At 60.6% G+C, this 20,967-nt stretch carries 17 protein-coding genes; 7 read left to right on the top strand and 10 right to left on the bottom strand.

From position 1 onward, the window contains the following. Positions 1-23 precede the first annotated feature (23 nt). The gene (gene queG / locus AB7M29_RS05930; RefSeq protein WP_454246513.1) at positions 24-1,109 is read left to right on the top strand and encodes a tRNA epoxyqueuosine(34) reductase QueG; all 1,086 of its coding nucleotides are present in this window, start codon (positions 24-26) and stop codon (positions 1,107-1,109) included. On the opposite strand, the gene AB7M29_RS05925 is transcribed toward queG, so the two are convergent. Beyond that, the gene (locus AB7M29_RS05925) at positions 1,091-1,702 is read right to left on the bottom strand and encodes a trimeric intracellular cation channel family protein (protein WP_030128339.1); all 612 of its coding nucleotides are present in this window, start codon (positions 1,700-1,702) and stop codon (positions 1,091-1,093) included. The two genes, queG and AB7M29_RS05925, sit on opposite strands and share 19 nt — an antisense overlap. Before the next feature lie 250 nt (positions 1,703-1,952). Continuing rightward, positions 1,953-2,495, bottom strand: coding sequence for an oligoribonuclease (orn, locus tag AB7M29_RS05920; RefSeq protein WP_008068863.1), 543 nt, complete (start codon positions 2,493-2,495; stop codon positions 1,953-1,955). 107 nt (positions 2,496-2,602) lie between these two features. On the opposite strand from orn, the gene rsgA reads away from it, so the two are divergent. Further along, a complete protein-coding gene (rsgA, locus tag AB7M29_RS05915) occupies positions 2,603-3,634 on the top strand; it encodes a small ribosomal subunit biogenesis GTPase RsgA (RefSeq protein WP_007902636.1) in 1,032 nt (343 codons plus the stop codon). 139 nt (positions 3,635-3,773) lie between these two features. On the opposite strand, the gene motB is transcribed toward rsgA, so the two are convergent. Continuing rightward, positions 3,774-4,802, bottom strand: a complete 1,029-nt coding sequence (gene motB, locus AB7M29_RS05910) for a flagellar motor protein MotB (RefSeq protein WP_217855553.1) — start codon at positions 4,800-4,802, stop codon at positions 3,774-3,776. 3 nt (positions 4,803-4,805) lie between these two features. Continuing rightward, a complete protein-coding gene (motA, locus tag AB7M29_RS05905) occupies positions 4,806-5,657 on the bottom strand; it encodes a flagellar motor stator protein MotA (RefSeq protein ID WP_052965961.1) in 852 nt (283 codons plus the stop codon). Between the two features lie 166 nt (positions 5,658-5,823). Here motA and AB7M29_RS05900 point away from each other — a divergent pair, with 166 nt between their 5' ends. From AB7M29_RS05900 to AB7M29_RS05885, 4 genes are all read left to right on the top strand, one after another. Beyond that, a complete protein-coding gene (locus tag AB7M29_RS05900; protein WP_454246512.1) occupies positions 5,824-7,356 on the top strand; it encodes an HDOD domain-containing protein in 1,533 nt (510 codons plus the stop codon). 107 nt (positions 7,357-7,463) lie between these two features. After that, on the top strand, positions 7,464-8,279 hold the full coding sequence (locus AB7M29_RS05895; RefSeq protein ID WP_217855549.1) for a rhodanese-like domain-containing protein: 816 nt from the start codon (positions 7,464-7,466) through the stop codon (positions 8,277-8,279). A 19-nt stretch (positions 8,280-8,298) separates the two neighbouring features. After that, positions 8,299-9,159, top strand: a complete 861-nt coding sequence (asd, locus tag AB7M29_RS05890) for an archaetidylserine decarboxylase (RefSeq protein WP_217855547.1) — start codon at positions 8,299-8,301, stop codon at positions 9,157-9,159. A 157-nt stretch (positions 9,160-9,316) separates the two neighbouring features. Then, the gene (locus tag AB7M29_RS05885) at positions 9,317-11,107 is read left to right on the top strand and encodes a molecular chaperone (protein WP_454246511.1); all 1,791 of its coding nucleotides are present in this window, start codon (positions 9,317-9,319) and stop codon (positions 11,105-11,107) included. Positions 11,108-11,236: 129 nt separating this feature from the next. On the opposite strand, the gene serB is transcribed toward AB7M29_RS05885, so the two are convergent. After that, on the bottom strand, positions 11,237-12,451 hold the full coding sequence (serB, locus tag AB7M29_RS05880; protein ID WP_052965968.1) for a phosphoserine phosphatase SerB: 1,215 nt from the start codon (positions 12,449-12,451) through the stop codon (positions 11,237-11,239). A gap of 134 nt (positions 12,452-12,585) precedes the next feature. Between serB and AB7M29_RS05875 the strand changes: the two genes are divergently transcribed. After that, positions 12,586-14,121: an AhpA/YtjB family protein gene (locus AB7M29_RS05875; protein ID WP_052965970.1), complete on the top strand. Its 1,536-nt coding sequence runs from the start codon at positions 12,586-12,588 to the stop codon at positions 14,119-14,121. A 253-nt stretch (positions 14,122-14,374) separates the two neighbouring features. On the opposite strand, the gene AB7M29_RS05870 is transcribed toward AB7M29_RS05875, so the two are convergent. From AB7M29_RS05870 to parE, 5 genes are all read right to left on the bottom strand, one after another. Continuing rightward, positions 14,375-15,088: a PqiC family protein gene (locus AB7M29_RS05870; RefSeq protein WP_454246510.1), complete on the bottom strand. Its 714-nt coding sequence runs from the start codon at positions 15,086-15,088 to the stop codon at positions 14,375-14,377. A 176-nt stretch (positions 15,089-15,264) separates the two neighbouring features. Continuing rightward, positions 15,265-17,532, bottom strand: a complete 2,268-nt coding sequence (parC, locus tag AB7M29_RS05865) for a DNA topoisomerase IV subunit A (protein ID WP_008074670.1) — start codon at positions 17,530-17,532, stop codon at positions 15,265-15,267. Positions 17,533-17,542: 10 nt separating this feature from the next. Then, positions 17,543-18,064 carry a retropepsin-like aspartic protease family protein gene (locus tag AB7M29_RS05860; RefSeq protein ID WP_454246509.1) on the bottom strand — a complete coding sequence of 174 codons (522 nt, stop codon included), beginning with the start codon at positions 18,062-18,064 and terminating at the stop codon, positions 17,543-17,545. Then, positions 18,061-19,050 (bottom strand): esterase-like activity of phytase family protein, encoded by a 990-nt coding sequence (locus AB7M29_RS05855; RefSeq protein ID WP_217855531.1) that lies wholly within the window; start codon positions 19,048-19,050, stop codon positions 18,061-18,063. Before AB7M29_RS05855 ends, AB7M29_RS05860 begins: the two co-directional genes overlap by 4 nt. Beyond that, positions 19,050-20,954: a DNA topoisomerase IV subunit B gene (parE, locus tag AB7M29_RS05850; RefSeq protein ID WP_454246508.1), complete on the bottom strand. Its 1,905-nt coding sequence runs from the start codon at positions 20,952-20,954 to the stop codon at positions 19,050-19,052. Before parE ends, AB7M29_RS05855 begins: the two co-directional genes overlap by 1 nt. Between the last annotated feature and the right edge of the window lie 13 nt (positions 20,955-20,967).

Here is a 20,967-nt window from a genome sequence, read left to right as displayed (position 1 = left end):
TCAGCTCCGGTTTCTCTCGTCTCATGCCCGCTATTAACACAGACCTGCCAGCCCTCGCCCAATCCATCAAGGACTGGGGCCGCGAGCTGGGCTTTCAGCAAGTCGGCATCAGCGGCCTCGACCTGGCCGAGCATGAGCAGCACCTGGAGCGCTGGCTCGCGGCCGGCTACCACGGCGAAATGGAGTATATGGGCGCCCACGGCAGCAAACGTTCGCACCCGGAAGAGCTGGTGCCCGGCACGCTTCGCGTCGTTTCCCTGCGCATGGACTACCTGCCGGGCGACACCGAAATGGCCAAACGCCTGGCCGAACCGGAAAAAGCCTACGTCTCACGTTATGCCTTGGGCCGTGATTACCACAAATTGATCCGTAAACGCGTGCAACAACTGGCGGAAAAAATTCAGGCGGTGATCGGCCCGTTCGGCTACCGCGCCTTTGTCGACAGCGCCCCGGTGCTGGAAAAAGCCATCGCGGAACAGGCTGGCCTTGGCTGGATCGGCAAAAACACCCTGGTCTTGAATCGCAAGGCCGGCAGCTACTTCTTCCTCAGCGAACTGTTCGTCGACCTGCCGCTGCCGGTCGACCCGCCCCACGCCACCGAACATTGCGGTCGCTGCACCGCCTGTCTGGACATCTGCCCGACCAACGCCTTCGTGGGTCCGTATGTGCTGGACGCCCGGCGCTGCATTTCGTACCTGACCATCGAACTGAAAAGTGCTATCCCCGAAGATTTGCGGCCATTGATCGGCAATCGGGTATTCGGTTGCGATGACTGTCAGATCGTCTGCCCGTGGAACCGCTTCGCTCGACCTTCTGACGAAAGCGATTTCAAACCAAGGCACAATCTGGACAACGCCGAACTGGCCGAACTGTTCATGTGGGACGAAGAGAAGTTCCTCAGCAGCACCGAGGGCTCACCGCTCAGACGCGCGGGTTACGAGCGCTGGTTGCGCAATCTGGCGGTCGGCCTGGGTAATGCGCCGTCGAGTATTCCGGTGTTGGAGGCGCTGAAGGCACGGCGGGACTATCCGTCGGAGCTGGTGCGCGAGCATGTTGAATGGGCTTTGAAACAACACGCGAGTCGTGGGGATCATGCCTCGTCGTTATAAACAAACTTGGGCATTTCCCAGTGGAAACGGATCGCCAGCAAACGCAGCAGGAAGCCGCCGAACAGGGTGATCAGGATCGCCTGTTCACCGGGTAATTGCAGGTAGATGCAGAGCAGATAGCACCACGCCGCGGCAAACGAGACGCTGGCGTAGAGCTCGCGGCGGAATATCAGTGGGATGTCGTTGCAGAAGATGTCTCGCAGGATGCCACCAAATACCCCGGTGATCACGCCACTGACCGAGGCCACCAGCATGCCATGACCCATTTCCAGGGCCGTCATGCAGCCGATCAGGGTGAACGCCACCAGGCCCACGGCATCAAGCACCAAAAACAGCGAACGCAGATGGCGCATCCAACGAGCGATGAAGATCGTCAGCATCGCCGCGACGGAGGTCAGCACCAGGTATTCCGGGTGTTTGACCCAGGTCAGCGGGTAGTGGCCGAGCAGCACGTCGCGCACCGAACCGCCGCCCAAAGCCGTGACGCACGCAATCAGCACCACGCCAAACCAGTCCATGCCGCGACGGCCTGCAGACAGGGCGCCAGTCATGGCTTCGGCAGTAATGGCGATCAGGTAGAGCATCAGCAACATGGTGGCGGTCCTTACAAGAAGGCGCGCAGTCTACTCACTTCACCGAAGCACCAAAAGAGGGCGCCGAAGCATTCACGCAGATCTGTGGCGAGGGGGCTTGCCCCCGTTGGGTCGCGTAGCGGCCCCAAAACCAGACACCATGTTTTGTCAGGCATACCGCGACCGACCGGTTTGCGACTGCTGCGCAGCCGAACGGGGCGGTGCGGCGTTCCGACAAGCCCCCTCGCCACAATGGCCCGCGACCACCCAATCAGAACTTGATGAAATTCTTGCGGTAGTGCTGCAGCTCGGCGATCGATTCGCGGATGTCGTCCAGGGCCAGGTGGGTGCTGCCCTTTTTGAAGCTGTCGCGTACGTCCGGTGCCCAGCGCGCGGCCAGCTCTTTAAGGGTCGACACGTCAAGATTGCGGTAGTGGAAGTAGCTTTCCAGGGATTTCATGTGGGTATAAAGGAAGCGACGGTCCTGGCAGATGCTATTGCCACAGATCGGCGACTTGCCCTTCGGCACCCATTTTTCCAGGAAGGCGATGGTTTCGGCTTCTGCTTCGGCCATGCTGATACGGCTGTCGCGAACCCGTTGGGTCAGCCCGGAGCCGCCGTGCTGACGGGTATTCCACTCGTCCATGCCGGCGAGGATCTCGTCGCTGTGATGGATGGCGATCACCGGACCTTCGGCCAAGGTGTTCAAATTACTGTCGGTGACGATAGTGGCCATCTCGATGATGACGTCGGTATCAGGGTTCAGACCGGTCATTTCCAGGTCGATCCAGATCAGGTTCAGCGGGTTTTGCATGAGTCGGCTCCTCGGCGTAGGTGCGCAGTTTAGCCTAGGGAGGCCGCCGGGCGTGCTAAACTCGCGGCCGTTTTACCTAATCGCTGCATTCTCGATACGGAACACCCATGGCCAAACGCCAACTCAATCGTCGTCAAAACTGGCGCATCGAAAAGATTCAGGGCGAGCGCGCTGCCCGCGCCGCCAAACGCGAGTCCTCGGCTGTCGAGGCACTCGAAGGCGGCGACCTGGGCCCGGAACAGACGGGCCTGGTGATCGCGCACTTCGGTGTGCAGGTCGAAGTCGAGGCCCTCGATGGTGAATTGGCCGGCCAGGTGTTCCGCTGCCATTTGCGCGCCAACCTGCCAGCGCTGGTGACCGGCGATCAGGTTGTGTGGCGTGCCGGCAACCAGGGCATCGGCGTAATCGTGGCGCAACTGCCGCGCAAGACCGAGCTCTGCCGTCCCGACAGCCGTGGCCAGCTCAAGCCGGTGGCGGCTAACGTCGACTTGATCGTTATCGTCTTCGCCCCGCTGCCCGAGCCTCACGCCAACCTGATCGACCGTTACCTGGTCGCCGCTGAACACGCCGGCATCCGCCCGCTGCTGTTGCTCAACAAATTCGACTTGATCGACGAGCAGAACGCCCCGGCGCTGAATGCCTTGCTGGCGGTTTACCGCACGCTGGGTTACCCGGTGCTGGAAGTGTCGGCCCACCACGGCAATGGCATGGAGCAGTTGCAGAAGCAGCTGGACGGGCACATCAGCGTATTCGTCGGCCAATCCGGTGTCGGCAAGTCGTCGCTGGTCAACAGCCTGCTGCCGGAAGTCGACACCCGCGTCGGCCCGCTGTCCGAGCTGTCGGGCCAAGGCACCCACACCACCACCACCGCGCGGTTGTTCCACTTCCCCGGTGGCGGTGAGTTGATCGACTCCCCGGGTATCCGGGAATTCGGCTTGGGCCACGTCAGCCGTGCCGACGTCGAAGCCGGCTTCATCGAATTCAACGACCTGATCGGCACCTGCCGTTTCCGCGATTGCAAGCACGACCGCGAGCCGGGTTGCGCCCTGCTCAAGGCTCTTGAAGAAGGCCGCGTGCAGCAGCAACGGATGAACAGCTATCGGTCGATCATCGCCAGTTTGCCGGAAAGCAGCTATTAAGTAGCCTGGATCATTTTCGTGACGCTACGAAAATGATCAGCAGCACCCCGCGTGTCTAGTCCTGAAACAGGCGTAAACCTTATTCCGGACGAGATAACAGAGACAAAAAAGCCGACATCACTGTCGGCTTTTTTGTGGATCACTGCTTGGGCGGCTCACCCGGTTTCGGCGCAGGAGCATCAAACAGATTCAACCGCTCCCGAAGCTCATGAGCCGGCAGCGGTTCCTTATCCGCCGGCAAGGCATTCGGATCAACCGGTGGTGCGGGCACTTCGCCCGGACCACCCTGCCCTTGCGTCGGCACTGGCGCAGGTTCCGCACCTTGCGAGCCTTCGATGGCACGCTGGGCTTTCTTGGTCAGCACGACGATGTCGATACGGCGGTTGACCGGGTTGAACGGGCTCTCCCGGTCGAACAGCGCCGACGAGGCGTAGCCCACGACCCGCGCTACTTGAGAGTCCGGATAACTGCCGGCGATCAATGCACGGCGAGCCGCGTTGGCGCGGTTGGCCGAGAGCTCCCAGTTGCCGAAGTCGCCGGTGCCCGAGTATGGCTTGGCATCGGTGTGGCCGCTGATGCTGATCTTGTTCGGCACCGCCTTGATGGTGTCGGCCATGGCCAGCAGGATGTCTTCGAAATACGGCTTCAGACGCGCACTACCGGAGTCGAACATCGGGCGGTTTTCGGCGTCCACGATCTGGATGCGCAGACCGTCCTGAGTGATCTCGAAGAGAATCTGGTCCTTGAACTTCTGCAGCTGCGGATTTTCTTCGACCTTGTTCTGCAGCTCTTGCAGCAGCAATTCCAAGCGTTCCTTCTCGACCTGCTCGGCCATGCCTTCGACCTGTTCGGAGTCGATCGTTACCTTGTCCGGCTGAGGCTGGGATTGCACCTCGGGGTTGAGGGTGTTCTCCGGCGCCAGGGTCGGCGAGCCGCCCAGATCGATGATGTATGGCGTGCCGCTTTCGGAAAAACCGACCGGGTCCTTGAAGTAACCGGCAATGGCGATCTTCTGTTCCGGTGTTGCCGTGGACAACAGCCACAACACCAGGAAGAACGCCATCATCGCCGTTGCAAAGTCCGCGAAGGCGATTTTCCAGGAGCCCCCGTGATGCCCGCCCGCGTACTTTTTGACGCGCTTGATGATTATCGGCTGGTTATTTTCCATGACTTAGCGACCGCGAACCGCTTGTTCCAGCTCAGCGAAGCTAGGACGGTGCGCCGGGTACAGAACCTTGCGACCGAATTCCACCGCCAGCGATGGCGGCATGCCGGAAGCCGAAGCCACCAGCGAGGCCTTGATGGCTTCGTAGACGTTCAGTTCTTCCTTGGCATCGTGGGCCAGCGCATGGGCCAGCGGACCAAAGAAACCGTAGGCGGCGAGAATACCGAAGAAGGTACCTACCAGTGCGGCACCTACGTGCAAGCCAATCATTTTCTGGTCGCTTTCACCCAGGGAAGCCATGGTCACCACGATACCCAATACCGCCGCAACGATACCGAAACCCGGCATGGCATCGGCGATGCCGTTGACTGCGTGGGAAGGGTGGTCCAGGTCTTCCTTGAGGCTGGTCAGTTCCATGTCGAACAAGCCTTCGAGTTCATGGGGAGCCATGTTGCCGGAGGACATGATGCGCAGGTAATCGCAGATGTACGCAGTCATGCGGTCATCTTTCAGGACTGCCGGATACTTGGCGAAGATCGGGCTCGCAGCGGCATCTTCGATGTCGCCTTCGATCGCCATCATGCCTTCTCGGCGGCTCTTGTTAAGAATCTCGTAAATCAGCCCCAGCACTTCCAGGTAGAAGGTGTGGTTGAAACGCGAACTGAACATGCCCAAGGACTTCTTGAGCACGTGCATCGTCATATGACCGGGGTTGGCCTGCAGGAATGCACCAAGGGCCGCGCCACCGATAATCATCACCTCGAAAGGCTGGATGAGGGCGGCAATCTTGCCGTGGGAAAGCACGTATCCGCCGAGCACGCTCGCGAATACGACAATGATGCCGATAATTTTAGCCATAGGTAGGAGAGCACTTACTGAGTCGGGTTCAAGGTCATATTCGGAAGTTAAAAAATCTCTTCTTCTCCTTATCGGCAAAACTGCGCCAGACTATAGCCAGTTCAATCGAAAAGCTAAATTAGCCCGCTCCGGGCACAGGTAGTGCAGACAATGATCGCGTCCAGCCATGGCTAACGAAACGAACGTCCCAATGCCAAAACCGACCACGCTCGAAGGCTGGGTCAAGCTTCTCGATGGTGTGCGCCTGCCGGTTCCGCAAGCCAGTCACGACCAAGTCTGCAAAGCCATCCGCGATAGCCGCAGCTCGCTGCGCGACATTGCCGAAATGATGCAGGACAGCCCGGCCCTGGCCTTGAGTGTGATTCGCGAAGCCAATCGCCACACTCATGGCAGCATGAGCGAACCCGCTGAAAATCTTGAAGTGGCAATTAATCGCCTCGGCTTGAAACGCACCGAAGAATTGCTCGAGCGCTTGCCCGCCGAACCCCAATCGGAGATCCCCGTCGCCCTGCGCCAGCTTCAGCTGATCAGCCAGCACGCCACTCAACAGGCCAACGGTTTTTTTGCCGGTCGCCTGGCGCGGTTGTGGCAGGACATCCACTGGGGCAGCCTGCTGTTTCTTTCGCCACTGTGGCCCATGGCGTTGACCCATCCGCAGTTGCTTGAAGAATGGGAACTGCGGGTCATCCATAAAGGTGAGTCGGCGCGCAAAGTAGAAAAGCAATTATTCGGCGTGCGCTTGCTGGAAATCTGTCTGGCGCTGGTGGATGTCTGGCATTTGCCAATCTGGGTGCAGCAGGGTTATCGACTGCTGCGCAGCGAACAACGCGAGCTGGTGAAAGTCCTGCGCATCGCGCGTGACAGCGATCACCCGCTACGCCAACAGAACCGTCTCGATGACGACCCGACGCTACGGCGTTGGCTCAATCAGCCCGCCAATACCGTGCTGCTGGCCAATGGTCTGGCGTTGTCGGCACAACAGGCCTGGGACAGTCCCCACTGTGAACGCTGGCAATACCTGACCAGCCTTTACCTGCAAATGCCGATGGATGAGGTGCAACAACAATTGCACCAACAGGCCGCCAACAGTGCCCGCCAACACGCCATGCCGGACCTCTGGCACCCGGCCGAAGCGCTGATCTGGCCGTCGGGCATGAACCGCGTTCACGCCGGTTTGCTGCCGGCCCCGGCGCCCACCGCCGAAGACCTGGCGAAGTGGCGTAAACAATGCGCCGAACTGCTGGTGGAGCCGAGCCGTTTTACCAATGCCATGCACTTGACCACATCGGCCCGAGACGCCCTGGTGGCGTGTGGCATGCGGAGGGTGATGATCCTGATGGCCGACCGCACGCACGCTAATCTGCGCGTGCACCAGATTGCCGGGCTGCCCAAAGAAGTGGCCGGCCTGAACCTGGTGGTCAGCCAGAGTACCGTGCTGCAACGCCTGCTCGCGCAACAGGCCCAGGTGCGCCTGACGCCGGCCAACAATGCCCAATTCTCAGCCCTGTTGCCGGCCAGCCTGCGTTCGCAGTTCGGTGGCGAACACCTGCTGCTGCGCTCCTTGGTCAACAACGGTCGAGTGATCATGATCGTGGTGGCGGATCAGGGCGGCGGGCCGTTCTCGGAAATCACCGTGCAAGCATTCGGCAAAACCGCGCAGTGCATCGAAAAGGCCCTGCACAGCTTTAGCCAGCGCTAGGACCACCACCGGGCCTGTTTTCAGTTATTTCCTGTGCCGAAATAACTGATAACAGGCCCTCATGACGCTGCGCTACAATCCTCCCCTTTGTGCTCTGGAGACCTCACATGTCTGACTTCTCTGGCTTGGCGCTGGTGATCGAGCCGAGCGACCTGCTCCCGCGTCTCGACTCCCGCGAACTGATTCTGGTGGACCTGACCAGCAGCGCCCGCTATGCCGCAGGGCATATCCCCGGGGCACGCTTTGTCGATCCAAAGCGTACTCAATTGGGTCAGGCGCCTGCGCCAGGCCTGCTGCCGACCCATGCCGCGCTTGAAGCATTGTTCGGCGAACTGGGCCACAACCCCAATGCGGTCTACGTCGTCTATGACGACGAAGGCGGCGGTTGGGCCGGACGCTTTATCTGGCTGCTGGATGTCATCGGTCACAGCAAGTATCACTATATCGACGGCGGCCTGAAGGCTTGGCTGGCAGAAGGCTTGCCCATGTCGATCCAGATCCCGCCAGCGGTCGGCGGCCCGGTCGCCCTGACCCTGCACGATGACCCCATCGCCACCCGCGAATACCTGCAAAGCCGCCTCGGTGCCGCCGACCTGGCGATCTGGGACGCACGCGGGCCGCTGGAATACTCCGGCGAGAAAGTGCTGGCAGCCAAGGGCGGGCACATTCCCGGCGCGGTCAACTTCGAATGGACCGCCGGCATGGATCAGGCGCGCAACCTGCGCATCCGCACCGACATGCCGAAAATCCTGGAACAACTCGGTATTACCAAAGACAAAGAAGTCATTACCCACTGCCAGACTCACCATCGTTCTGGCTTCACGTATCTAGTCGCCAAGTCGCTCGGTTATCCGCGAGTCAAAGGCTACGCCGGCTCCTGGGGCGAATGGGGCAACCATCCCGACACGCCCGTAGAGATTTAAGGTTTTTTAAGGACAGTTAATGAATAAGCGTTTGTTTATCCTCAGCCAATACCTGCTGCCCCACCACTTGCTCTCGCGACTGGCCGGCTGCATTGCCGAATGCCGCGTGCGCTGGTTCAAGAACGCCTTAACCGCCTGGTTCGCCAAGCGTTATCAAGTGGACATGTCCCAGGCGCTGGTCGAAGACCTGACGGCTTACGAGCACTTCAATGCGTTCTTCACTCGCGCCTTGAAAGACGGCGCTCGCCCGCTGGACCAAACCCCAGGCGCGATCCTCAGCCCGGCCGACGGTGCCGTCAGCCAGCTCGGCCCGATCGAACACGGTCGCGTTTTCCAGGCCAAGGGCCACAGCTTCAGCGTGCTGGAACTGCTCGGTGGTGACGCGGCCAACGCAGCGCCATTCATGGGCGGTGATTTCGCCACCATTTACCTGTCGCCCAAGGATTACCACCGCGTGCACATGCCGCTGGCCGGCACGCTGCGCGAGATGGTCTACATCCCCGGCCGCATCTTCTCGGTCAACCAGACCACCGCTGAAAACGTACCGGAACTGTTCGCGCGCAACGAGCGTGTGGCGTGCATTTTCGATACCGAGCGCGGGCCGATGGCCGTGGTGCTGGTGGGCGCGATGATTGTGGCGTCGATCGAAACTGTCTGGGCCGGGTTGATCACACCGCCAAAACGCGAGCTGAAAACCTTCCGTTACGACGAAGCCGCCCGTGCGCCGATCCATCTGGAAAAAGGCGCGGAACTGGGTCGTTTCAAACTCGGCTCCACGGCTGTCGTGCTGTTCGGGCCGGATCAAGTGAAATGGGCTGAAGGACTGGGCGCCCTTTCGCCAGTGCAGATGGGCCAGGGCATCGGCTTGCCAACCGCCTGAGCCCGGACCCGCCGCCCGAATTTCTTTTGGGCGGCGCATCCCCCTGGAGCTGCCGAAGGCAAGCATGACGTAAATATCGCGACATCCCCTCCAGCGTTCATAGCTGCTACAGTCAAGTCATTCACTGCCCATTTCCCGGTCGGAGTTTGTCTACGGCATGAATGAGACCAATCCTGTCCTGCAGCTACGCGCACCGATCCCGACGCAGTCGCGTCTGTCTTTCTGCGAAGCCACGCCTCGCGATCTCAAGCGCTGGATCGCCAACCTGCCCAAAGCCAACATCGGCGAAACCGCTCGCCAGTTGTATCAAGGCTTGAGCGAACTCAACCAACTGCTCACACCCAGCGACAATCGCCTGCAATTGCTCGAACTCCTGCGGCCCGAGGTGTATTACGTCTGCAAGCACCTGGAGCGGCATTTCCTGCATCAGGCGATTGTGCTCGACGAGCGCTCGCGAAAAATCGCCAACCTCTGCCAGGCGCTGCAGAGCCACTTGGCGATCGGCTATAAGCAAATCGTCATCCGCATCACGCCGCGCTTCAGTAAGGACCGCGCGCCGCTGCTGACCCAGGCTTTGCAGCGGGCAATCCATTGCCTGAACGGCGCGTTGATTCGCGCCACTGAACTCTATTGCCCGGTGCCCGAAAATCTGTGGCTCGAGTTACATCAGCTGTACCGGATTGGCTGTCAGTTCCAGCTGCAAAATTTGAGCATGCGTGATGAACTGGCCAGTCAGACGCAAAGCCTGAGCATCGAGCAAACCTACGTCGTCGCCCTCCTGCTGGGTGCTTCACGCTGCAATCAACTGCGCCAGAACCAGATCGCCCGGCTCGCCGAGGTGCTCGAACCCTGGAGCCAGTGGATCAAGCTGCAACCGGCCAAACCGGACAACGGGCTGTTTGCCATCGCCCCGGATCTCGACACCGGGCCGCGTTACCGCTCCAAATTCCTCGCCGAACAACAGGAGAGTTTGCTGGGGATCAACCCGCAACCCCTGGTCGCGGCCATCGAAACCCATCTGCAACAGTCGGCCGACAAGGCATCGTCGTTGCACGTTCCGGCGGGGCTGAATCTGGATACGCTGCAACACCTGCATGCCGCCTGGGGTCAGGCCGCCGAGCGCAGTTTCCAGCGCACCGTCGGCCACGGCACATTGACTCTATGCGTAGGCATGAGCGCGCTGCACTTTTATCTCGGCGGGCAACGCTCGTTCAACGACATCCTGAAAAAACCCGGCGCCCGCCCCGCGCAGTTCTCGGCGACCGACCCGACAGGTCGCGCCAAAGACCAATGGCGCCACGCCTTCGACGCCGCCCCTCATGGCACGGCAGACACGCTGCTGCCCTACGAAGAGATCGAGTACCCACACCTTCAGAACGATGACAGCCACGAGGCGGCCGACCGCCAGCAGCATTTCCCGACCTATGTGCTGCCGGTGATCAATCACAGCCCTGGCGGCTATTGCCTGGCCTGGCCCGGCGCGGTGCCCGCCGAGCTACAGGCCGGCGAAATGGTCGGTATCGAGGATGCTGCCGGTCAAGGCTGGAGCATTGCAGTGGTGCGCTGGATCCGCCAGGTTCGGGGCGGCGGCACGCAGATGGGTATCGAGCAAGTCGCGCCTTGTGCCGAACCCTGCGGCCTGCAGCTGATGCGCTCCGGCGACGAGCACAGTCAGTACTTGCGCGGGCTGTTGCTGCCTGCCATTAGCGCCATTGACCTGCCGGCTACCCTGCTCACGCCGCGCCTGCCGTTCCAGGAAGGCAATAAGGTGCTAATCAATACCAACGGCGAGGAACGCCGGGCGGGGCTGGAGCGCCGGGTGGCGAGCACCAACAGCTTCAATCAGTTTGCCTACCGTTCACTTGAGACAGCCAGAAACGAAAACGCCGCGGGGAGCGGCGTGGTCGGGGTAGCGGAAGAATTTGATTCGTTGTGGAAGTCGCTTTGAGCGTAAGTCTGTAAAACCGCGGCGCGCCCTTCGCGAGCAAGCCCGCTCCCACATTGGATCTATGTCGATCACACGATCAATGTGGGAGCGGGCTTGCTCGCGAAGAGGCCCGCCCAGACAACCTGAAACTCAGAGCTGCCCGTCGCGATCCCGGAAGCCCAGCAGATACAGCACGCCATCCAGCCCAAGGGTGGAAATCGCCTGCTTCGCCGATTGCTTGACCAACGGCTTGGCACGGAACGCCACACCCAGCCCGGCAATCGCCAGCATCGGCAGGTCGTTGGCACCGTCACCGACGGCAATCGTCTGCTCCAGACGCAAGCCTTCCTTATGCGCCAGCTCACGCAGCAGGTCCGCCTTGCGTTGCGCATCGACAATCGGCTCGACCGCCACGCCAGTAACTTTGCCATCGACCACAGCCAGTTCGTTGGCGAACACGTAGTCGATGCCCAGCTTGGCCTGCAGTTGCTTGGCGAAGTAGGTGAAGCCGCCCGACAGAATCGCCGTCTTGTAGCCCAGACGCTTGAGTTCGGCGAACAGGGTTTCGGCGCCTTCGGTCAAGCGCAGCGAGGCGCCGATGGAATCCAGTACGCTGACGTCCAGACCTTGCAGCAAGGCCAAACGTTCCTTGAAGCTGGCGCGGAAGTCCAGCTCGCCGGCCATCGCCCGCTCGGTAATCGCAGAAACCTGGTCGCCTACACCAGCAGCCTTGGCCAGTTCGTCGATGACTTCGGCCTCGATCAGTGTCGAGTCCATGTCGAACACCGCCAAACGGCGGTTACGGCGGAACAGCGAATCTTCCTGGAAGGCGATGTCGACGTTCAATTCTTGAGCGACGCTGAGGAATTCGGCCCGCAGCGCTTGCGGATCCGCCGCCTCGCCGCGCACAGAAAACTCGATGCAGCCCTTGCCCTTATCGGCAGGGGTGTCCAGCGGCATGCGCCCGGACAGGCGATCGATATGATCAATGTTCAGGCCATATTTGGCGGTGATCGAGCTCACGCGCTGCAATTGCTCGGCGGTCACTTTGCGGGTCAGCAGGGTGACGATGTGGCGTTTCTTGCCCTGATTGCCGACCCACAGCTGGTAATCCTCTTCGGACACCGGCGTGAAACGCACCTGTTGCTCAAGCTCATAGCCTTTGAACAGGATGTCCTTGAGCACCGAGTTACCTTGTTCGGTATCGGGAATTTCAACCAGGATGCCAAACGACAGGGTGTCGTGGATCACCGCCTGACCGATGTCGAGAATGTTCACACCACCCTGGGCCAGAACGCCGGTAATGGCCGCAGTCAGACCCGGACGGTCGACTCCCGTGATGTTTATCAGGACGATTTCGCGCAAGGCGCACCCCCGCAGGTGGAAAAAAACCGCATTCTACCCATTTTCAGTGACCATCGGGCACCGCGAGCGCTTTGACGGCCTAGGGCCTGTCGCTATACTGCGCGTCAACTTCACGGACAAAGAGCCGAGCTCAAGTGAACCGGCCCACGCCAGTAAAAACCGATAACTTCTTTCTGCTGATCTTCCGGGCACTGCGTCATCGCCGTGTACCGATCGCATTGCGCATTGCCAGCCATAACGTGATCCTGGTCGCTCTGGCCCTGGTGATCTATGCCTGCGTGATGGGTTTGCAGTTCAAGCAGGCCATGCACGAGCAGGCGGATGCCCTGGGCGAAAGCCTGACCACCCAGACCGCGACCTCGGCCACGGAACTGTTGGTGTCCAATGACATCCTCAGCCTGAACGTGCTGCTCAACAACCTGACCAAGAACAAACTGGTGGCCCACGCCGCCATTTATAGCGTGGATAACCGCATCCTCGCCGAAGCCGGTCAGCGCCCCAAGCATAGCCTCTTGGGCGAAGCCGAGGGCATGTACCAGAGCAAGATCACCTTTCAGGACGTGACCGCCGGGCAACTGCGCATTAGCCTGGACATGGATCAGTTCCAGCAGCCGATGACCATCAGCCTGCAAAGCATGGGCATTCTGAGTGCGATTCTGCTGGCGCTGTCCCTGGCCTTGAGCCTGCGCCTGGGACGCAATATCTCCACACCGCTGATGCAATTGCGGGTGTGGCTGCGCAATATCGACGAATACACCCCGGCCACCGAGCGCCAGGATGAGGTCGGCGACCTCGCCCGTCAGCTGCACGCCAATTTCGCACCGGAGCCGGCCGAGCCGGAACCCGCGCCGGAGCCTGAATACGACGACAGCGATTACGAAGAGGCCGACGATAACGAGCCGAGCTTCGAAGTGCGTAACCTGCGCGATCCGAGTTTCGACGAAACCAAGCCTGTCGCCGGCCTCAAGCCTGCGCCGCGGCGCACTGTCAGCACCGTCGAAGACGATGAGGACGACGAAGATCCGTTTGCCGATCTGCGTGATGATTCGGCAGACAGCGCGCCGAAACCAGTCGTAAAGCCGAAGGTATCGAACCTGCCGCAGCACAGCGCGGTACTGGCCGTGCAACTGGGTGCGCAAGATCAATTGCGCCGCCTGCCCCGCGCACGTCTGGAAGAGCTGCTAAAACGCTACCGCGATTGCCTCGATCAGGCCGCGTCGCTTTACCAGAGCGAGCTGCACACCCTGAACGATGGCAGCACGCTGATGCTGTTCCACAACGAAGACAGTGGCGACGACTACCTGACCAACGCCATCTGCTGCGGTGAGTTACTGCGCGCCTTGGGTCATCAGTTGCAGATCGAAGTCGCCGACAGCGGCATCACCCTGCAACTGCAACTGGGTCTGACGCTGGGTGACGAACTGTTCGGCTTGAGCCAGATTGATCTGCTGCTGACTGAAACCGCTCAGGATGCACTGGCCCTGTCGCAACACAGCCGCAACCTGCTGCTGGTGGAGCGCAAGATCAGCGACGACGCGCTGATTCGCCAGCGTGCGCGGATCCGCCCGATCGCAAGCCCTGAAGGTGCATGCTGCGTAGAGCGCTTGATGGAGCCCTATCCGTCGATGCTGGAACGACAACTGGCGCGGATGCACGAACGCCGCGCGTAAACGCTAGCCCCCGCGGTAAAGAAGCCCGCAGACGAGTGATCGTCTGCGGGCTTTTTGTTGCCTGTCCCGACCTCTTCGCGAGCAAGCCCGCTCCCACATTCATCTCGGCTGTCCACAAACGGTGTGCTCACTGAAGATCCACTGTGGGAGCGGGCTTGCTCGCGAAGAGGCCATCAGAAGCACTGAAGACTTCATTCCGCAGAAACAACAAAGCCCGCATCAATGGCGGGCTTTGCTTTGGATCAATCCAGGCTTAGAACCTGAAAACTTCCATATCCGTGCGAATTGGCGAAGCCATCGGGATTTTCGGTTGCTTCTCTGGCTCTGCTGCCGGTGCCACAGGCTTGGCAGCCTGCTTGCGTGGCGCTTCGGCGATCGGCGGCTGGTTGGCCAGCGGCTTGAGCGCCGTGGACAGCTGCTCGGCCAGACGCTGCAGCAACACACCCTGAGCCTGAACCTGAGCGGCAGTCCCGCCAGAGTGCTGCTCCTGCAGATGAATGATGCGGTTATCGCGCACCTGACCACGACGGTCGATCAGGCGCCATTGCGCATCAAGGATTGCCGGTTGCGACGCACCCGAGTCCAGACGCGTGATCGTCAGCAGAACCTGAACATCCGGCGTGAAGCCTAATGTCGCCGGTGCCAGGACAACGCGCTGGCTGTCCAGATGACCGGCAACCTGACGCAGCAACAACTGATCGATGTCGGACGACAGGCTACCCGCCCAACGACCATCAACCGAAGCTTGCAGGCTGCCATCGGGCTGACGCTGCAACAAGGTTTCGCGTTGCAGGTAGTCGGCAACCGTTACCGGGCCCAGCAATACCGCCATGCCAGCGCTTTGCGCAGGCTGAGCCGGACTTCCGCTGTCCAGCTGATACAACGACACCGGTTGGTGAACGCTGCAACCCGCCAGGCCAAGTACGCCAGCGAGCATCAAAATAAAAGGAAGGCGCAGAGCAGTCATCGTCCCATCCAGGTGGCTGCCACAAGGCTAACCACAGTGAAAATACTCAAAAAATATGAAGAACGCTCGGCCACGCCGGCGCTTGAAAGGCCATATCATCCGTGAATATGCGTTCCGACTCCAGCGGCAAAGCGTCGATCTACGCGTTAAATCGTAGATCGAGCGCTCTAGGACGCTTAATTGAGGTTTTCGACGAACAGCGCATCAACCCTCTGAAAGCCACGTGGCAGTTTGTTACCGCGACGCCCACGCTCACCTTTGTAGTGTTCGAGGTCATCCGCCTTCAGCGACAAGGTACGTTTTCCAGCCTGTAGCACCAACGTGGCACCCTCCGGCAAAACGGCAATGTCCGTGACATATTCTTCGCGACTGGCAACACGTTCACCGGAAATCCCGATGATCTTATTCCCTTTACCTTTACCTAATTGTGGCAGATCGCTGATTTTGAAAATCAGCAGCCGACCTTCGGTGGTCACCGAGGCCAGCCAGTTGTGCTCACGATCAGCTACCGGGCGCGGCAGAATCACTTTAGCGTTGTTCGGCAAACTCAACAGGGCCTTGCCCGCCTTGTTCTTGGCTTGCAGGTCTTCCCCCTTGACCACGAAACCGTAACCGGCGTCGGAGGCGATCACGTACAGCGAATCGTCTTCAGGCATCAGCACGCATTCAAAACTCGCCCCTGGCGGCGGCGTCAGACGGCCGGTCAGCGGTTCGCCCTGGCCACGGGCCGAGGGCAAGGTGTGGGCCGCGACTGAATAACTGCGGCCGGTGGAGTCGATAAACACTGCAAACTGGTTGGAGCGACCGGGCGCTAAGGCCTTGAAACCATCCCCGGCCTTGTAGGAAAGCCCGGTGGCGTCGATTTCGTGCCCCTTGGCAGAGCGAACCCAGCCTTTTTCCGACAGAACTACGGTCACTTTCTCGTTCGGCAGCAGATCGTGCTCGGTCAAGGCCTTGGCTTCTGCACGCTCGACGATTGGCGAGCGACGGTCGTCGCCATACGTTTCGGCGTCCTTGATCAGCTCGGTGCGCACCAGCTTTTTCAGCTTGGCTTCGCTGCCCAGCAGGGCTTGCAGCTTGGCTTGTTCCTTGAGCAGTTCATCCTGCTCGGCACGCAGCTTCATTTCTTCCAGTCGCGCCAACTGACGCAAACGGGTGTCGAGGATGTAATCGGCCTGGATTTCGCTCAGGGCGAAACGCTCGATCAGTGCGGCTTTCGGGTGTTCCTCGGTGCGGATGATATGAATCACTTCATCCAGATTGAGGTAAGCGATCAACAAACCGTCCAACAGGTGCAGACGACGCTCAACCTTGTCCAGGCGGAATTGCAGACGACGACGCACGGTCTGCACCCGGAACTCCAGCCACTCGACCAGCAAGGCCCGCAGGTTTTTCAACTGCGGCTTGCCATCCAGACCGATGATGTTGATGTTGACCCGGTAGCTCGACTCCAGCTCGGTGCTGGCGAACAGGTGCTGCATCAGTGCATCGTGATCGAAGTTTTTGCGCGCACCGGGAATGATCACGATGCGGCATGGGTTTTCGTGGTCAGACTCGTCGCGCAGGTCAGCGATCTGCGGGGCTTTCGACGGTTTGGCCTGCATCATGGCCGCTATCTGTTCCAGCACCTTGGCGCCCGAAACCTGATGCGGCAGCGCGGTGACGATGATGTCGCCATCTTCGATGTGGTACACGGCGCGCATGCGCACCGAGCCCTTGCCGGTTTCGTAGATTTTCAGCAGGTCGGCGCGCGGCGTGATGATTTCCGCTTCGGTCGGGTAATCCGGGCCCTGGATGTGTTCGCAGAGCTGTTCGACCGTGGCTTTCGGCTCGTCCAGCAAGCGCACGCAAGCGGTCGCGACTTCGCGCAGGTTATGCGGCGGTACGTCGGTGGCCATGCCCACGGCGATACCGGTGGTGCCGTTGAGCAGAATGTTCGGCAAACGGGCCGGCAACACCAAAGGCTCTTCCAGCGTGCCGTCGAAGTTCGGGCCCCAGTCCGCGGTGCCCTGGCCCAGTTCGCTGAGCAGCACTTCGGAATAACGCGACAGCCGCGCTTCGGTGTAACGCATGGCGGCGAAGGACTTCGGATCGTCCGGCGCACCCCAGTTACCCTGACCGTCGACCAGCGTGTAGCGGTAGCTGAACGGCTGGGCCATCAGGACCATGGCTTCGTAGCACGCCGAGTCGCCGTGCGGGTGGAACTTACCGAGCACGTCACCGACGGTACGCGCCGATTTCTTGTGCTTGGAATCGGCGTCCAGCCCCAACTCGCTCATCGCATAGATGATGCGCCGCTGTACCGGTTTCAGGCCGTCGCCGATATGCGGCAAGGCACGGTCCATGATCACGTACATGGAGTAGTTGAGGTAGGCATTTTCGGTGAAGTCAGCCAATGACCGGCGTTCTACACCGTCCAGGCTGAGATCAAGGGAGTCGCTCATGCGGGCCTCATCAGTTCGTTGTCTGGCGCAGCAGCATGGTGCCACCGCGCTGGGTAAATTCAAGTTTGTTCAATGCGCTCATACCGAGCAGCACCTGATTGCCGTGCAAACCGGGCGCCACCAGCGCGCGAACGTCACGCAGCACGATGTCGCCCAATTGCAGCCGGTCGAGGCGGGTTCGATAGCCCTGGCTCAAGCCATTGGCCGTGCTCAGGGTCACCCCAAAGCCTTTTTCCAGTTTCAGCCGCTCGGCCACTTCGGCCGGGATCGCCACATCTGTCGCACCGGTATCGAGCATGAACTCCACCGGCTGGCCGTTGATCTGGCCAGTGGCGATAAAATGCCCCTGGCTGTTGCTGATCAGCTTCACTTCGATAAAACCTTCGCCCTGCTCGGAGCTGACGGCAGTATTGGGATTTTGCTGACGCGCCTCCCACTGGCCGAAAAACCGCGTTGCCAGAAACAGCGCGGCGCACCAAGCCAACACCATCAACACCCGACCGGCGCGTTTGCCCGGCGGTTGTTGACTCATGGCTTGGCACTCCAGCCACCTTCAGGCGCGGCAAAGCGCCAGACAATCGGGCGTTTCTCGCCGTCGACGCGCGCACCATTATTGTTGTCGATACCGATCCAGGCACCGTCGGCGTCCACGATCAACGCTTCCGTCAGCCCAAAGGGCTGTGAATAACGACGGTTTTCCTGCAAGGCCTCGGCGGCAAACGACCAGCAGCGCTCGACCTTGGCCGTCACCGCATCGCGACGGCAAATCTGAAAGACATTGCGCTCAAGGGTAAACAGCTTGCCGTCGAAGAATGACAGATCGGCAAAATCCCGGGAGCGTGCACGGGCCTTGGGAAATTGCGCTGGTTGCATCTCCACCCCTGCTTCACTCAGCAGCACACAACCACCCTTGCAGTCCCAGACCGTTTGCTGGCGCTTGATCAGCAACAAACCGCGGCGCTCCCGTTCGGCGGCCAGCCACAGCGTGTCACCGGCAGGATTGATCGCCAGCCCTTCAAACAATGCATTGAAGTGCAGCAACATACCGCTGGCCCGTGCTTCGCGTACCAGCATCGGCGAGATTTTCAGCCAGGACGCAGGCCCGATTGGCGGAACTTGCAGCACCGCGGCGTGTGCTTCGCTGACGATGTAACGATTGCCGGCGCTGTCACAGGTGATGCCTTCGAAATCCAGGTTCCCACCCCGCACGAACGACGCCGCCCAGGTCCGCGAACGCAAGCCCCAGGGCAAGCCGCTGTCGGGCACCAGGGGTACGTCGATGCGCACGGTTTCGGCTTGCCAGGTAGTGTTGCGTGTGTCGAGGCGATAGATTTGATCATCGTCACGATCCGAAACGGTCCACAGCTCCTTGCCGCACTGGGCCAGCCCCGACAGATTGCCGCCGCGCATGCCATCGACGGCATGCTCGGATAACAGGCGCAGCTCGGGTGCAGGCTCCGCCGAAACCGTTACCGAGGTCAGCAGCAACGCACACGCCAGGGCCCAGCCAAATCGCATCAGCCCAGAACCTCGGCCAGGTTGCCCTTGGACTCCAGCCAGGACTTGCGATCGCCGGCGCGTTTTTTCGCCAGCAGCATGTCCATCATTTCCGAGGTCGCGTCGAAATCTTCCAGCGTCAACTGCACCAGACGCCGTGTGTTCGGGTCCATGGTGGTTTCGCGCAACTGCGGCGGGTTCATTTCACCCAGACCTTTGAATCGGGTGACCTGTGGTTTGCCGCGTTTCTTCTCGGCTACCAGACGATCGAGAATGCCATCGCGCTCGGCCTCGTCCAGGGCATAGTAAATTTCTTTGCCCAGGTCGATACGGTACAGCGGCGGCATGGCGACGTAGACGTGACCGGCATCCACCAGCGGGCGGAAATGCTGGACGAACAAGGCGCACAGCAATGTGGCGATGTGCAGACCGTCGGAGTCGGCGTCGGCGAGGATGCAGATCTTGCCGTAACGCAGTTGGGCGATGTCCGCCGAGCCCGGATCGACACCGATGGCCACGGCGATGTTGTGCACTTCCTGACTGGCCAGCACTTCGCTGCCGTCGACTTCCCAGGTGTTCAGAATTTTGCCGCGCAACGGCAGGATCGCCTGAAACTCTTTGTCCCGCGCCTGCTTGGCCGAACCGCCAGCGGAATCACCTTCCACCAGGAACAGCTCGGAACGCATCGGGTCCTGCCCGGCGCAGTCGGCGAGTTTGCCCGGCAACGCCGGACCTTGGGTAATGCGCTTACGCTCAACCTTCTTGCTGGCCTTCAGGCGTCGGCCGGCGTTGTTGATCGCCAGTTCCGCCAGCAGCATGCCGGTTTCCGGGTGGGCGTTGAGCCACAGGCTGAAAGCGTCCTTGACCACACCGGAAACGAAAGCGGCCGCTTCACGGGATGACAGGCGTTCCTTGGTCTGACCGGAGAATTGCGGTTCCTGCATCTTCATCGACAGGACGAACGCAATGCGTTCCCAGACGTCTTCCGGCGCCAGCTTCACGCCACGCGGCAACAAGCTGCGGAACTCGCAGAACTCGCGCATCGCATCGAGCAAGCCCTGACGCAGACCGTTGACGTGTGTACCGCCCTGGGCCGTCGGGATCAGGTTGACGTAGCTTTCCTGAACGCTGTCGCCGCCCTCGGGCAACCACAGCAACGCCCAATCGACCGCTTCTTTATTACCGGCCAGGCTGCCGCAGAACGGTTCGTCCGGCAGGCGTTCGAATTCGCTGACCGCGTCCACCAGGTAGGAGCGCAGGCCGTCTTCGTAATGCCATTCGACTTTCTCGCCGGTGGCCTTGTCTTCAAAACTGACCAGCAGCCCCGGGCACAGAACGGCCTTGGCCTTGAGCACGTGCTTGAGGCGGCTGATGGAGAATTTCGGTGAATCGAAGTACTTCGGGTCCGGCGCGAAGAACACGCTGGTGCCGGTGTTGCGCTTGCCGACGGTGCCGACCACTTCCAGCTCGGTCTTTTTGTAACCGTCAGCGAAAGTCATCTGGTATTCGTTGCCGTCACGTTTTACACGCACCCGGACTTCGGTCGACAAGGCGTTGACCACGGAAATACCCACCCCGTGCAAACCGCCGGAGAACTGGTAGTTCTTGTTGGAAAACTTGCCGCCCGCATGAAGCTTGGTGAGGATCAGCTCGACACCCGACACACCCTCTTCCGGGTGAATGTCCACTGGCATGCCTCGGCCGTCATCGCTGACTTCCAGAGAGTGATCGGCGTGCAGGATGACCTGCACCGATGTCGCATGCCCGGCCAAGGCTTCGTCGACGCTGTTGTCGATGACTTCCTGGGCAAGGTGGTTCGGCCGACTGGTGTCGGTGTACATGCCGGGGCGTTTGCGCACCGGGTCGAGGCCCGAGAGGACTTCGATGGCGTCTGCGTTATAAGAGCTAGCGCTGGGAGTGGCCATGGGGTCTCGTCGT

Source organism: Pseudomonas sp. F-14 TE3623 (assembly GCF_053629015.1).
Note: the sequence above shows the minus strand (reverse complement) of the source record. Positions and strands in the feature narration are given on the sequence as shown.

Excerpts from the sequence above, each read along its gene's own strand:
- queG (WP_454246513.1), top strand. The coding sequence starts at position 24 with ATGCCCGCTATTAACACAGACCTGCCAGCCCTCGCCCAATCCATCAAG.
- AB7M29_RS05925 (WP_030128339.1), bottom strand. The coding sequence starts at position 1,702 with ATGTTGCTGATGCTCTACCTGATCGCCATTACTGCCGAAGCCATGACT.
- orn (WP_008068863.1), bottom strand. The coding sequence starts at position 2,495 with ATGCAAAACCCGCTGAACCTGATCTGGATCGACCTGGAAATGACCGGT.
- rsgA (WP_007902636.1), top strand. The coding sequence starts at position 2,603 with ATGGCCAAACGCCAACTCAATCGTCGTCAAAACTGGCGCATCGAAAAG.
- motB (WP_217855553.1), bottom strand. The coding sequence starts at position 4,802 with ATGGAAAATAACCAGCCGATAATCATCAAGCGCGTCAAAAAGTACGCG.
- motA (WP_052965961.1), bottom strand. The coding sequence starts at position 5,657 with ATGGCTAAAATTATCGGCATCATTGTCGTATTCGCGAGCGTGCTCGGC.
- AB7M29_RS05900 (WP_454246512.1), top strand. The coding sequence starts at position 5,824 with ATGGCTAACGAAACGAACGTCCCAATGCCAAAACCGACCACGCTCGAA.
- AB7M29_RS05895 (WP_217855549.1), top strand. The coding sequence starts at position 7,464 with ATGTCTGACTTCTCTGGCTTGGCGCTGGTGATCGAGCCGAGCGACCTG.
- asd (WP_217855547.1), top strand. The coding sequence starts at position 8,299 with ATGAATAAGCGTTTGTTTATCCTCAGCCAATACCTGCTGCCCCACCAC.
- AB7M29_RS05885 (WP_454246511.1), top strand. The coding sequence starts at position 9,317 with ATGAATGAGACCAATCCTGTCCTGCAGCTACGCGCACCGATCCCGACG.
- AB7M29_RS05870 (WP_454246510.1), bottom strand. The coding sequence starts at position 15,088 with ATGACTGCTCTGCGCCTTCCTTTTATTTTGATGCTCGCTGGCGTACTT.
- parC (WP_008074670.1), bottom strand. The coding sequence starts at position 17,532 with ATGAGCGACTCCCTTGATCTCAGCCTGGACGGTGTAGAACGCCGGTCA.
- AB7M29_RS05860 (WP_454246509.1), bottom strand. The coding sequence starts at position 18,064 with ATGAGTCAACAACCGCCGGGCAAACGCGCCGGTCGGGTGTTGATGGTG.
- AB7M29_RS05855 (WP_217855531.1), bottom strand. The coding sequence starts at position 19,050 with ATGCGATTTGGCTGGGCCCTGGCGTGTGCGTTGCTGCTGACCTCGGTA.
- parE (WP_454246508.1), bottom strand. The coding sequence starts at position 20,954 with ATGGCCACTCCCAGCGCTAGCTCTTATAACGCAGACGCCATCGAAGTC.